The sequence below is a fragment of the Noviherbaspirillum sp. genome (genome assembly GCF_035627455.1).
In the GTDB taxonomy this organism is placed as follows: Bacteria; Pseudomonadota; Gammaproteobacteria; order Burkholderiales; family Burkholderiaceae_D; genus Noviherbaspirillum.
The window spans coordinates 88,852-101,963 of record NZ_DASPLS010000072.1 but is presented as its reverse complement, the minus strand read 5'-3'; the positions used below and the strand labels follow the sequence as shown (position 1 = coordinate 101,963).

Genomic DNA, 13,112 nt, shown 5'->3' with positions numbered 1-13,112 from the left:
AGGGGCTTTCGCGCCCTTGCCCTTCGCGCATTGCAGCACGACGTAGAGGAACAGCAGCTGCGACAGGCCGAAACCGAAGGCGCCGATCGAAGCGAGCATGTTGTAGTCGGCGAATTGCGGCGCGTAATCGGGGATGCGGCGCGGCATACCAGCCATCCCGAGGAAGTGCATCGGGAAGAAGGTGATATTGAAGAAGATCAGCGAAAGCCAGAAGTGCCACTTGCCGAGCGTTTCGTTGTACATCACGCCCGTCCACTTCGGAATCCAGAAGTAGACGCCTGCGAACATCGCAAACAGGGAACCGGCGACCAGCACGTAGTGGAAGTGCGCCACGACGTAGTACGTGTCCTGGAACTGGATGTCGATCGGCGCGATCGCGAGGATCAGGCCGGTGAAGCCGCCGAGCGAGAACACGAACAGGAAGCCGACGGAGAACAGCATCGGGGTCTCGAAGGTCATCGAGCCCTTCCACATCGTCGCCACCCAGTTGAACACCTTCACGCCGGTCGGCACCGCGATCAGGATCGTCGCGTACATGAAGAACAGCACGCCCGCCGCCGGCATGCCGACGGTGAACATGTGGTGCGCCCAGACGATGAACGACAGGATCGCGATGGAGGCGGTCGCGTACACCATGGAGCTGTAGCCGAACAGCGGCTTGCGTGCGAAGGCCGGGATGACCTGCGACACGATGCCGAAGGCCGGCAGAATCATGATGTACACCTCGGGGTGACCAAAGAACCAGAAGATGTGCTGATACATCACCGGGTCGCCGCCGCCGGCAGCGTTGAAGAACGAGGTGCCGAAGTGGCGGTCGGTCAGGGTCATGGTGATCGCACCGGCGAGCACCGGCATCACGGCGATCAGCAGATAGGCGGTGATCAGCCAGGTCCAGCAGAACATCGGCATCTTCATCAGCGTCATGCCGGGCGCGCGCATGTTGAGGATGGTGGTGATGATGTTGATGGAACCCATGATCGAGGAGGCGCCCATGATGTGCATCGCGAAGATGCCCATGTCCATGCCGATGCCCATCTGGGTCGACAGCGGCGCATACAGGGTCCAGCCGGCCGCGGTGGCGCCACCGGGCACCAGGAAGGAGGCGACCAGCAGGATCGCCGCCGGCGGCAGCAGCCAGAACGAGAAGTTGTTCATCCGCGCGAAGGCCATGTCGGAGGCGCCGATCTGCAGCGGGATCATCCAGTTCGCGAAACCGACGAAGGCCGGCATGATCGCGCCGAACACCATGATCAGGCCATGCATCGTGGTCAGCTGGTTGAAGAATTCCGGCTGCACCAGCTGCAGGCCGGGCTGGAACAGCTCGGCGCGGATCAGCAGCGCCAGCACGCCGCCGGTCAGCAGCATGATGAACGAGAACCAGAGGTACAGGGTACCGATATCCTTGTGATTGGTTGCGTACAACCAGCGCCGCCAGCCGTGCGGATGGTCGTGCGCGTGGTCGTGAGAGTGATCGTGGGCGTGATCGACTACGGTAGTGCTCATGTCATTCTCCTAATTCGATTACTTGCGCGCAGCCAGCACTTCCGCCGGTTGAACAATGTTTTCCTTGGCCTTGTTGGACCAGTTGTTGCGGGTATAGGTGATCACCGCCGCAATTTCAGTATCCGACAACTGCTTGAATGCCGGCATCCCGCGGCGTCCGTTCAACACCACGTTGATCTGCTCCGCGCGCGGGCCGTTGACGGCCGGCGAGCCATCCAGCGCCGGGAACGCGCCGGGCACGCCCTTGCCGTTTGCCTGGTGACACGCCACGCAATTGGCGGAATAGACTTTTTCGCCTCGCTGCTTCAGTTCGTCGACGGTCCAGCTCTTGGTCGGGTCGTCAGCCAGGGCAGCCATTTCCTTTTTCTTGGTGTCGACCCATTTCTTGTATTCATCTTCGGTCACGACATTGACCACGATCGGCATGAACGCATGCTCCTTGCCGCACAACTCGTAGCAGTTGCCGCGGTAAGTACCGACCTTTTCGGCCCGGAACCAGGTGTCGCGCACAAAGCCGGGGATCGCATCCTGCTTGATCGCGAACGCCGGGATGCCCCAGGCATGAATGACGTCGGTAGCGGTGGTGACCACCCGGATCTTCTTGTTGACCGGCACCACGACCGGGTTGTCGACCTCGAGCAGGTAGTTGTCGCTCTTCGCCTTGCTCACGTCGATGATCTGCTCGCGCGGGGTGGACAGTGCGGACAGGAAGGAAATGCCTTCGCCTTCGCCCTTCAGGTAATCGTAGCCCCACTTCCACTGCATGCCGGTAGCCTTGATGGTGATGTCGGCGTTGGAGGTATCCTTCATCGCGACCACAGTCCGGGTAGCGGGCAGCGCCATGAAGATGATGATCAGGAACGGGACCACGGTCCACGCAATCTCCACCGCGGTGCTTTCGTGGAAGGTGGCCGGCTTGTGGCCGACCGACTTGCGATGCTTGATGATGGAATAGAACATCACGCCGAACACGGCGATGAAGATCACCAGGCAGATGACCAGCATCAGGTTGTGCAGCGAGTAGACTTCTTCCGCAATCTTGGTGACCGGCGTATGGAAATTCAGCTGACGCACAGCCGGGCCGCCCTGACTGTCGTTGACAGCCCATGACGGCATGCCGGCCGCCAGGAGCGATGCACCGAGCATCAGGGATTGAAGACGCTTCGCAAGTTTCATAGTTTCCTCAAAAGCCAAAATTGGAATTCTGGTTATCGTTCTAACGCCAGTGCGCTTTCCACCCCTGCGCGAGCTTGCGTCTTTTCCATTCTGTCAAGAACCGGCCTGCCTCAACCCCGGCACCACTCGCCCCCTGCAGACAGTTCCAGACCGTTGCTGCCCGGCCGCGGCGGCACCGCCCGTTCCGGTCCAGCCCTCACTGCCGCACCTGCTCGACCTGCATGACATCGACAAGCGGGCAGTCAGCCATAGGCGCGATATGTTCCTTTTGGTTGCATGCCGAGCATACAACAAAAATGCAATCCTGACAGACGGAGTCTTTAGTATCGGACAGCCATGGATGACGCATGCGCCGGGAGCCGCAAGAATCGTGGCGACAAGTAATGATGTAGCGCAAATTGCGGGAGAGGCCGGCCTCCATCCGGTACGGACAGAGGGTACAGTTACGCGTCCACAGCGATTCGCGTCACGGCATCACACCCCGTTCCGCACCGTCGAATCGGCACTGCCACTGCGCAAAACCCCGGCAGTATAAGTCGGATAACGGATGGTTATCAAGAGGGATATAGTCCTACAAAACCCGCTTGCTCGCGAGTGGGCGCGCGCCGGGAAGGCGCATGGCGCCGTCGCGGGCTATGGTTTTGACAAGATTTCAGGCGTGACCGGCCAGTCCGGGACCAGCTTTTGTCTGTCATCCGGATGCGGAAGCAAGCACACGCTAACGTTTCTTGTTCAGGTCGAGGCGAATAATGCTTTCGCCGCTGGCGGTCCTGGTTGGCTCGGGGCGGAACGCGTGCCCGTAAACGATTTCGAAGGTGAGGGCGAGGCGGCCGTCGGCTCGCCTGCCCGCCGCAAGCGCGTCTTCCACCGCCTTCCAGTCGCGCCGGCCGACGAGCCCGCGGCGCCGGGTAAGCAAGGGATTGCCGCCCCATGCCCGCACGTCGGCCAGCAGTTTGTGGACGGAATCGTAAGTGACCGTGAGGGTTTCCATGTCCATCACCGGCGTGGAAAAACCGGTATTGACGAGCATGTCGCCAAGGTCGTGCATATCGACGAAGGACAGCGCATGGGCGGCGCCGTCGACGGCGGCGAAGGCCGCCCGGATCTCCCGGAAAGTGTCCGGGCCAAAACAGGAAAACATCAGCAGGCCATCCACCCGCAGCACGCGGCGCCACTCCGCAAATATGCGATCCGGCAGCGGATGCCAGTGCAGTGCGAGGTTCGACCAGACCAGATCGGCGCTGGCAGCCTGCATCGGCAGTTGCGCGAAGTCGCCGCACACCAGCCCCGGCCCGGCGCCCAGCCTGGCGCCTCCCCTTGCCGGCAGCAGCTTCCTGAGCATGCGGTTGAGCGACGAGGTCGCCTCCGATTGCTTGCGCTGCGCCGCCGACAGCAGCGGCAGCGAGGCGTCCAGGCCCAGCACCTGGGCTTGCGGATAATGTTCCTGCAGCATGGCAAGATCGGCGCCGTCGCCGCAGCCGAGGTCGAGCACGCGTTGCGGCTGCGCCTTCACCAGGCCGAGCCGTTCATGCATGCGCGCAGCGATCTCGCGGCGCAGGAAATCCGAGTCGGCGATACGGCCAGGCGCGTCGAACAGCCGCCGCACGCGGTGCAGGTCGATTGGTGCGCTGGGGCGGGAGTCGGGCGGCGATGACGGGGAGGACACGAGGAAATCTTCTCGAGGCAATGCGATAATGGCAGCAGTTTACACGCTTGAAGGTTTGCCCGCTCCATGTTTTCCCGCCTGCGTCGCTGGCCGTACCGGATGCTGTCCGGCGTTGCGGCCCTGCTGCCCTCGTCCTGCGCATTGTGCGGCAGCGCGCAACGCGGGACCTTGTGCGACGAATGCCGCTCGCAGTACTTTTCCGCGCCCAGGACGCGCTGCAGGTGCTGCGCGATACCGTTGCAGGCGGCGGACGATGGACAGACCTGCGGCGGTTGCCTGAAGCAGCCGCCGGCATTCGATGCGACAATCGTTGCAACCGACTACACGCCGCCGGCCGACCAGCTGGTGCTGGCGCTGAAGTTCGGCACGCGGCTGGAACTGGCGCCGCTGCTCGCGCGCCTGCTCGATGCGCCGGCCCGGTGCGGGCATGCGCCGGCGGTGCTGACCGCGGTACCGCTCGGGCCGCAACGCCTGGCCGAACGCGGATTCAACCAGGCGCTCGAGATCGCCAAGCCACTGTCGCGCTCGCTTGGCGTGCCGCTCGAACGCGAACTGGTGGTGCGGCAGCGCGACACGCAGGCGCAGTCGCTGCTGCACCCCGACCAGCGGCGCAGGAACGTGCGCGGCGCATTCATGGTGCCGGCAAAGGCAATGGCGCTGGTGCGCGGCCGACATGTGGGCGTGGTCGATGACGTGATGACGACGGGCGAGACGCTCAACGAACTGGCGGCCACGCTCAAGCGCTTCGGCGCCGCCAGTGTCACGAATTTCGTGTTCGCGCGCACCCTGCAATAATGACTGAAGGAGCCCTTCTTGTTTCACGTCGTCCTGGTTGAACCAGAGATTCCGCCGAACACCGGCAACGTCATCCGGCTGTGCGCCAACACCGGCGCGCAGCTGCACCTCGTGGAGCCGCTCGGCTTTCCGCTGGACGACGCAAAGATGCGCCGCGCCGGGCTGGACTACCATGACTACGCGACGATGAAAGTGCACCGCGACTGGAATGCTTTCGTCGCCAGCGAGGGCCCCGATCCGGCGCGCATGTTCGCGCTGACCACGCACGGCTCGGCACCCTTTGCCCACATGGCGTTCAAGCCGGGCGACGTCTTCGTATTCGGTTCCGAAACGCGCGGCCTGGCTGCCGCGCTGCGGGAATCATTTCCTCCGTCGCAACGCATCCGCCTGCCGATGCGGCCCGACAACCGCAGCCTGAACCTCTCCAATACCGTTGCCGTGGTCGTCTACGAAGCATGGCGGCAGAACGGTTTTGCGGGCGGCAGCTAATTTTTCCATTGACTTCACGGACCCACATCATGATTTTGCGCTCTCTTGCCACCTTCGCCATTGCCGCCGCTTTCAGCATCCCTGCCCATGCCGAGGAAACCCGGCTGAACGACTTGCGGATACATAATTCTTTCGCGCGCGCCACCGCGCCGAAACAGCCGGCGGGCGGCGCTTATGTCACGATCGAGAACAAGGGCAAGGCGAACGATGCGCTGGTCGGCGCCAGTTCGCCGGTGGCCAAGAGCGTCGAGATCCATACCATGTCGATGGAGGGCAACGTGATGAAGATGCGCGAAGTCGGCCGCGTCGAGATCAAGGCCGGCGAGCGCATCGAGATGAAGCCGGGTGACGGCTACCACCTGATGCTGATGGGCCTGAAGCAGCCGCTCAAGGCGGGCGAGTCCTTCCCGGTGACGCTGGTCTTCGAGAAAGCCGGCAAGACGGACGTGAAGGTCACCGTGCGCGACGCAGCCGCCGGCCATGGCGGCATGCATCACGGTCACTGATCATGCGCCGACGTGCCGGTACACCTTGTGCCGGCCGTCGGCCTGGATCAGCATCACATCGTAGGGATCCTTGCGCGATCCCTGCTCCATGCCGGGCGAGCCCATCGGCATTCCCGGCACCGCCAGGCCTTTCGCCTTCGGCTTTTCCGCCAGCAGCCGCTTGATGTCCTGGGCTGGGACATGACCTTCGATCGCGTAGCCGCCGACGACGCCGGTGTGGCAGGAGCCGAGCTCCTCGGGCACGCCGAACTTGCGGCGATAGGGAGAGGTGTCGGAAACGTCGCGGGCGGTCACCGTGAAACCGTTCGCGCGCAAATGGTCAACCCAGAGATGGCAGCAACCGCAGGTCGGCGTCTTGTACACCTCGATGACCGGCTGGGCGGCACGGGCGGAAAACGCGGGAAGCAGGAGCGCGGCGAGCGTCCCCTGCAGGAATGAACGTCTTTGCATGATGTTTTTCCAACTGCATAAAGCGTGATGCGTGAATGAGGACTCACGGTAGCACAATGGCGGCCGCCGCGCAGCGGCGCCAGATCAAGTTCTCGCGAGCGTGACGGCGGCGCGGACCTCCCCGGTGTGCAGGCCGCGCAGGTTGCGCTGTTCGGTGCTGCGCCAGGAATCGAGCGGCGTGGTGTCCGCCGCCGCAAGCAGCCCAAGCTGTTCCAGGACCGACACGGTCGCCGCCGCCAGGCCGCGCGCATGTCCATCCGCGACCTTGATCGCGATGCCGAGTCCGGCGGAGCGGATCCCGAGCACCTGCACGCCTTCCGCACCGCCCTTTGCCACCCAGTCCCCCGGCGCCGCCTGCATCAGCGCGAGATCGACGCGGCCGGTGCCGGATACCAGTTCCGGATGCGCGGTCATTGCGCGGAACAGGTCGCCCATCAGGCTCCCGTGGTCCGGGTCGGCGTCGCCCTGCGCCAGCCGCGCATAGGTATAGGCCAGGCGCGACAGCGGCAACGCGTAGTTGGGCGCCGAACAGCCGTCGATGCCCATCGCCATCCCATCCTGCGCGATACCGGCCACGCGCCCCAGGTCTTCGCGGATCGCCTGCTGCAGCTGATGCGACGGATCGATGTAGGTATCGAGCGGCAGCCCCTGCTGCACGCAATGCGCGAGGAAGCCGGCATGCTTGCCGCTGCAGTTGTTGTGCAGCTGGGTAAACGTTTCGCCCGGCGGCGGGGTGCTGCCCTGCGTCGCGTAAAGGATCGGCACATGGCAGCCGCAGCGCAGATGGTGCTCATCGCAGCCCGCCTTGCGCAGCATCCCTTGCACCGTATCGACATGCATCGCCTCGCCCGAGTGGCTGGCGCACAGCAGCGCCATTTCCCTGCTGCCGTAGCCGAAACGGCCAGGACCGCCGGCGCGCAGGAAAGGCAGCGCCTGGAACGGCTTGATGGTCGAGCGGGTAAAGGTCAGGAAGTGCGGATCGCCCGCGCTGTACAGCAGTTCGCCGCGCCGGTCGACGACCGCGACCGCGCCGTAATGGATCGATTCGACCTGTGCGCCGCGGGTGACTTCGGCAAGGGGGGCAAGGTTCATGTCGGTCAGCTCCTGCGGACCTTCGACAGCAGCTTGGTGGTCGAGCGGTCGTGTTCGAAATCGATGGCAAGCGCGCGCCCGCCATAGGCAAGCACTGCTTTTCCCTCCGGGATCGCGGCCATGTCGTAGTCGCCGCCTTTCACATAGATGTCCGGACGCGCTTCCTGCACCACTTCAAGCGCGGTGTCTTCGTCAAACGGCACCACCATGCTCACCGCTTCCAGCGCGGCGAGTATCGCCATGCGGTCCTCGCAGGTGTTGATCGGCCGGTCCTCGCCCTTGCCCAGCCGCCTGACCGAGGCGTCGGTATTGACTGCGACCACCAGCGAGGCACCGAGTTCGCGCGCCTGCGCGAGGTAGGTCACGTGGCCGCGGTGCAGGATGTCGAAGACGCCGTTGGTGAGCACCACCGGCCCGGGCAGTTGGGCGGTCCGCTGCCGGAGCTCGGCGCGCGCGCAGATTTTTTTCTCGAAAGTCGGCATGCTGAAAATGAAAAAGCCGCAAGCGGAATGCTTGCGGCTCGTACTTTAACCCAGACCGGCGTTCAGGAGGCAGGCTGCGGATTGGCCTGTCCCAGCCGCGCCGTGATTTCCTTGCGGTAGCGGTTCAGGTCCTGCACCGATTCGAAGGTGCGCTCGAACAGCAGCGACATGTTGTGCAGGATGCGGTCGACCACCTTCTTTTCCCATTCGCCGTCGAAGTTGATCTGGCCGTCGAGCCAGCGCTCCAGCCAGTTCGGATCGGGCAGCCGGCTCTGCACGGTATCATTCGGGAACAGTGCCTGGTTCACATGCAGATTGGTGGGATGCAGCGGCTTGTCGGTACGGCGTGCCGATGCCATCAGCACGCCGATCTTGGCGAACGCGGCGCGAGCGCTGTCGCCGACCTCGGACAGCGCCTTCTTCATGTAGCGCAGGTAGGCGCCACCGTGGCGCGCCTCGTCCTGGCTGATCACGCGGTAGATGTGCTTGATCACCGGTTCGGTGTGCCACTCGGATGCGCAGCGGTACCAGTGGTTGAGGCGGATTTCACCGCAGAAATGCAACATCAGGGTTTCGAGCGGCGGCGCCGGGTCGAACTCGAAGCGCACATTATGCAATTCCGCTTCGGTCGGCACCAGTTCCGGGCGGAAGCGGCGCAGGTATTCCATCAGAACCAGCGAATGCTTCTGCTCTTCAAAGAACCAGACCGACATGAAGGCGGAAAAGTCGCTGTCGCCGCGATTGTCACGCAAAAACATTTCAGTGGCGGGAAGCGCTGACCATTCGGTGATGGCGTTCATCCGTATGGTTTGTGCTTGTTCGTCTGACAGCTTGGACGCATCGAACTTGTCCCAAGGAATATCCTTTTCCATGTTCCAGCGGACTTGTTCCAACGATTTGAATAGTTCTGGGTACAGCATCACGCACCTTCGATATGTAATAAGTTGTTGATTTTAGCAGGAAAACAGCGATCCCCGTGAACCGGCAGAATTTCCGCAGCCGACCCGGACGGCGGCTTCGCCACAGTTCAGCAATGCGCGCCGCGCACGCACGCCCTACAGCAAAGATATGGATAACAAGGTCTACCCCGTTGCGCCGGCGCGCATTCCATCCACCGTCCGGGCACTCGGCTTTGTCAGTCTATTGATGGACATTTCGTCAGAGATGGTCCATAGCCTTCTGCCACTATTTATGACCGTTGTCCTCGGAACAAGTGCCATGACGGTGGGGATAGTCGAAGGCGTGGCGGAAGCGACGGCACAGATCACGAAGGTCTTTTCGGGAGTAATCAGCGACTGGATCGGCAAGCGCAAATGGCTCGCGGTGCTCGGTTACGGCCTCGGCGCGGCGACCAAACCGTTGTTCGCGCTGGCAGCGGGCGCCGGCTGGGTGCTCGGTGCGCGCTTCCTGGACCGGATCGGCAAGGGCATCTGCGGCCCCCGCGCGACGCGCTGATCGCCGACGTCACCGCCCCTCGATGCGCGGCGCCGCGTTCGGCTTGCGCCAGTCGCTCGATACGGCAGGCGCCTTCCTCGGCCCGCTGCTCGCGATGGGCCTGATGCTCCTGTGGGCAAACGATTTCCGCGCCGTATTCTGGGTGGCGGCAATTCCCGGCATGCTCGCGGTGCTGCTGATCGTCGGCGTGCGCGAACCGGAGCGGCCCAGGCCCGCGCCGGCGGCCCCCTTTCCCATTTCGCGCAAGGCGCTGCGCCTGCTGCCCGCGGCTTCCTGGCGGGTGGTGCTGGCGGGCGCGGCGCTGACGCTGGCGCGATTCTCGGAAGCCTTCCTCGTGCTGCGGGCGCACCAGGGCGGCCTGCCGCTGGCGCTGGCGCCGCTGGTGCTGGTGCTGATGAACGTGGTGTATTCGGCAGGCGCCTATCCTCTCGGCAGGCTCGCGGATACGCTGCCGCACCGCCGCCTGCTGATGGCGGGTATCGCACCGCTGCTGCTTGCCGACCTGCTGCTGGCGCATAGCACTCAACTGCCGTGGGTCGGCGCCGGCCTGGTGTGCTGGGGACTGCACATGGCAGCAACGCACGGCCTGCTCTCGGCAATGGTCGCCGATACGGCGCTGGCGCAATTGCGCGGCACGGCCTTCGGGCTTTTCAATCTCTAGCGTCGTCGCGATGCTGCTGGCAAGCGTCTTCGCGGGCGTACTGTGGGATCGTTTCGTTGCCGCGACGACCTTCCATGCCGACGCCCTGTTTGCCGCGCTCGCGCTCGGATTGCTGATTCTGCGGCGCAAGTAGGCTGCCAAACATCGCGCGGCAACATTTTTCTCGTCTGGAAAAGCTTTCCTTGCAGAACAAAAGCGTATTTTGGGCGTCCAACACCGCGAGTGTTGAGTATAAGAAACCTCTCGAACTCATCATCTTCGTCGTGCATCCCGCCACGCCCGGAGAGTGTTGTCACGTTTCTCTCTTTGACCGCCATGCAAGAAATTCTGATCGACGTCACGCGCCTGCTGCGCCGCTTCATCACTGGCCGCCCGCCAGCCATGGCCGACCGGATCAGCCGGGAATATGTGAGGCACTATGCGCCGCGTGCGAACGCGGTCATCCGCCTGCGCGGGCGCAGCGTCGTGCTGCCGCGGCAAGCCTCGCGTTTGCTTTATGCGCAGCTGCTCAATCCGGCAAGCGGCTCTCGCGCCGCGGCCGTACTGACGGTGGGCAAGGAAGTGCTGTGCGCGCGCCAGCGGTGCGGGCTGGAAGGCGCGTTCCTGTTCAACACCGGCCATGCTGGCCCGGAACAGCGCTGCCATCCGAACGACCTCGACCGGCTCGGCGTGAAGCAGATGTTCTTCGTGCCTGACCTGATTCCAGTCACCCATCCGGAATACTGCCGCCCGGGCGAACGCGACAAGCATGTGGCGCGCCTGAACGGCATGCTTGCCGGTGCGGCCGGCATGATCACCCAATCGCAGGCGACGCTCGACGAACTTGCCGGTTTCGCCAGCAAGACCGGCGCGGCAATGCCGCCGGCGGCGGTGCTGCCGGCGCCGGCGCTGCTGCCGGCGCCCGCCTCCCGCCCGCCGCTCGCCAAGCCCTACTTCGTGGTGCTGGGCACGATCGAGGCGCGCAAGAACCACTGGCTGCTGCTCCAGGCGTGGCGCAGGCTGCAGCAGCGCATGGGGCGCCGCACACCGCGCCTGCTCGTCATCGGCCGGCGCGGCCGGGAATGCGAGAACGTTGCGGACCTGCTCGACCGCTGCGCATCGCTGCGCTCGGTCGTCACCGAACTGCCGCACTGTTCCGAGCGCGACCTGTCGACCTATCTGCGTCACGCGCGGGCGCTGCTCTTTCCGTCATTTGCAGAAGGTGACGGCATGCCGCTGACGGAGGCGCTGCAGCTTGGCACGCCCGTCATCGCCAGCGACCTGCCGGTGTTCCGCGAAATCGCGGGCGACGTCCCGGATTACCTCGATCCGCTCGACGGCACCGGCTGGGCCGAGCGCATCGAAGCGTACAGTGACGCGGCTTTCCCGCGTCGCGTCGCGCAGATCGAACGCAGCCGCGCCCTGGCGCTGCCGACCTGGGGGCAGCACTTCGAACGCATCGATGCCTTTCTCGAGACGCTGCAGTAATTCCGGCCGGCGCCGGGGCGGCAACCGGACGCGTCAGGAAAACATTTCCGCACACTGCTAAGCTATCGGCTTTGCAACCCGACTTCGCAGGCTTCATTCTTGAATCACGCTCCGCAAATTTCCGCGCCGAAGCAGGAGCGTTCGCTGCTCCTCGTGCTGGCCGGCATCCAGTTCACGCACATCCTGGATTTCATGATCATGATGCCGCTCGGACCACAACTGATCCGCACGCTGCACATCGACACCCATGAGTTCGGCCTGCTGCTGTCTTCCTATACATTTACCGCCGCGGCTTCCGGCCTGCTTGCCGCCGCCTGGATCGACCGCTTCGACCGGCGCGCGATGATGCTGTCGCTATATGCGCTGTTCATCCTCGCCACGCTATTCTGCGGCCTGGCGCCGAACTATGCGGCGCTGCTGGTGGCGCGGGCGCTGGCCGGAGCCTTCGGCGGCATCCTCGGCGCGATGGTGCAGACGATGGTGGCCGACGTGGTGCCGTTCGAGCGCCGCGGGCAGGCAATGGGCACGGTGATGGCGGCGTTTTCCCTGTCGACGGTGGCCGGCGTGCCGCTCGGCCTGTTCTTCGCGGAACACATTCCGGCGCTCGGCTGGCGCGCGCCGTTTTTCTTCATCGTGCTGCTTTCCGGCGTCTTCCTGTTCGTCGGCTGGCGGCGCCTGCCGTCGCTGACCGCGCACCTGCATGCGGGCCACGCCGGCAACGTGTTCAGCCAGCTGTTGGCGGTCGCGCGCGAACCGGATCACCTGCGCGCGTATTTCTTCGTGTCGCTGCTGATGATGACCAGCTTCTCGGTAATCCCGTACATCGCGCTGTACTACACCGCCAACGTCGGGATCTCGGAAAGCTTCATCACGGTGGTGTACCTGGCAGGCGGCGCAGCCACCTTTTTCAGCGCCCGCGCGATCGGCAAGCTGGCGGACCGGCACGGCAAGCTGCGCGTCTTCCGCTGGGTCGCGCTGGCATCCTTCGTGCCGCTGCTGGTGACGACACACCTGGTGCCGGTGCCCTGGTGGGCGGTGCTGGCGAACTCGACGATTTTCTTCGTGCTGGTGTCGGGACGCATGATTCCCGGCATGGCGATGGTGAGCGCGGCTGCGGCGCCGCGGGTGCGCGGCACTTTCATGAGCCTTGGCGCGTCGGTGCAGATGATGTCATCGGGACTGGCATCGCTGGCCGCCGGACTGATCATCAGCCGCAATCCGCTCGGCCAGGTCGAGCATTACGGCATCGTGGGGTGGCTTGCGGTCGGATGCGGACTGGCCAGCGTGTGGATGGCCGGACGCCTGAAGATGTGGCAGGCGTCGCCGCCGCAACAGGACCAGGAACCGGGCAGGCGGCGCGCCTGACGCGC

The 13,112-nt window shown here is 64.3% G+C and carries 12 protein-coding genes and 1 pseudogene; 6 read left to right on the top strand and 7 right to left on the bottom strand.

Annotated elements, in window-relative coordinates:
- The 3 genes from ctaD to VEC01_RS14440 all read right to left on the bottom strand — a co-directional run.
- The coding region (gene ctaD, locus VEC01_RS14450) for a cytochrome c oxidase subunit I (protein ID WP_324901596.1) at positions 1 to 1,503 on the bottom strand (1,503 nt) is incomplete at its 3' end.
- A gap of 18 nt (positions 1,504 to 1,521) precedes the next feature.
- Positions 1,522 to 2,679 carry a cytochrome c oxidase subunit II gene (gene coxB, locus VEC01_RS14445; RefSeq protein WP_324901595.1) on the bottom strand — a complete coding sequence of 386 codons (1,158 nt, stop codon included), beginning with the start codon at positions 2,677 to 2,679 and terminating at the stop codon, positions 1,522 to 1,524.
- 718 nt (positions 2,680 to 3,397) lie between these two features.
- Positions 3,398 to 4,345, bottom strand: coding sequence for a methyltransferase domain-containing protein (locus VEC01_RS14440; RefSeq protein ID WP_324901594.1), 948 nt, complete (start codon positions 4,343 to 4,345; stop codon positions 3,398 to 3,400).
- A gap of 66 nt (positions 4,346 to 4,411) precedes the next feature.
- On the opposite strand from VEC01_RS14440, the gene VEC01_RS14435 reads away from it, so the two are divergent.
- From VEC01_RS14435 to VEC01_RS14425, 3 genes are read left to right on the top strand one after another with little or no spacing between them, the layout of a single operon-like run.
- Positions 4,412 to 5,140 (top strand): ComF family protein, encoded by a 729-nt coding sequence (locus VEC01_RS14435; protein WP_324901593.1) that lies wholly within the window; start codon positions 4,412 to 4,414, stop codon positions 5,138 to 5,140.
- A gap of 18 nt (positions 5,141 to 5,158) precedes the next feature.
- The gene (gene trmL, locus VEC01_RS14430; protein ID WP_324901592.1) at positions 5,159 to 5,629 is read left to right on the top strand and encodes a tRNA (uridine(34)/cytosine(34)/5-carboxymethylaminomethyluridine(34)-2'-O)-methyltransferase TrmL; all 471 of its coding nucleotides are present in this window, start codon (positions 5,159 to 5,161) and stop codon (positions 5,627 to 5,629) included.
- Positions 5,630 to 5,658: 29 nt separating this feature from the next.
- Positions 5,659 to 6,135 (top strand): copper chaperone PCu(A)C, encoded by a 477-nt coding sequence (locus VEC01_RS14425; protein ID WP_324901591.1) that lies wholly within the window; start codon positions 5,659 to 5,661, stop codon positions 6,133 to 6,135.
- Here VEC01_RS14425 and VEC01_RS14420 read toward each other — a convergent pair whose 3' ends face one another.
- The 4 genes from VEC01_RS14420 to VEC01_RS14405 form a co-directional block, all read right to left on the bottom strand.
- Positions 6,136 to 6,585 carry a DUF411 domain-containing protein gene (locus VEC01_RS14420; RefSeq protein ID WP_324901590.1) on the bottom strand — a complete coding sequence of 150 codons (450 nt, stop codon included), beginning with the start codon at positions 6,583 to 6,585 and terminating at the stop codon, positions 6,136 to 6,138. It lies immediately after the preceding gene.
- An 84-nt stretch (positions 6,586 to 6,669) separates the two neighbouring features.
- On the bottom strand, positions 6,670 to 7,677 hold the full coding sequence (locus VEC01_RS14415; protein ID WP_324901589.1) for an asparaginase: 1,008 nt from the start codon (positions 7,675 to 7,677) through the stop codon (positions 6,670 to 6,672).
- Positions 7,678 to 7,682: 5 nt separating this feature from the next.
- Positions 7,683 to 8,159: a D-glycero-beta-D-manno-heptose 1-phosphate adenylyltransferase gene (rfaE2, locus tag VEC01_RS14410; protein ID WP_324901588.1), complete on the bottom strand. Its 477-nt coding sequence runs from the start codon at positions 8,157 to 8,159 to the stop codon at positions 7,683 to 7,685.
- A 62-nt stretch (positions 8,160 to 8,221) separates the two neighbouring features.
- Complete coding sequence (locus tag VEC01_RS14405) at positions 8,222 to 9,079, bottom strand: ferritin-like domain-containing protein (RefSeq protein WP_324901600.1); 858 nt, start codon at positions 9,077 to 9,079, stop codon at positions 8,222 to 8,224.
- A gap of 148 nt (positions 9,080 to 9,227) precedes the next feature.
- Here VEC01_RS14405 and VEC01_RS14400 point away from each other — a divergent pair.
- The 3 genes and pseudogenes from VEC01_RS14400 to VEC01_RS14390 all read left to right on the top strand — a co-directional run bounded on the left by VEC01_RS14400 (position 9,228) and on the right by VEC01_RS14390 (position 13,107).
- Positions 9,228 to 10,408, top strand: a pseudogene (locus VEC01_RS14400) (MFS transporter).
- A 182-nt stretch (positions 10,409 to 10,590) separates the two neighbouring features.
- Entirely contained in the window at positions 10,591 to 11,742 is a 1,152-nt protein-coding gene (locus VEC01_RS14395) for a glycosyltransferase family 1 protein (protein ID WP_324901587.1), read from the top strand.
- Positions 11,743 to 11,841: 99 nt separating this feature from the next.
- Positions 11,842 to 13,107: an MFS transporter gene (locus VEC01_RS14390; protein WP_324901586.1), complete on the top strand. Its 1,266-nt coding sequence runs from the start codon at positions 11,842 to 11,844 to the stop codon at positions 13,105 to 13,107.
- Positions 13,108 to 13,112 lie beyond the last annotated feature (5 nt).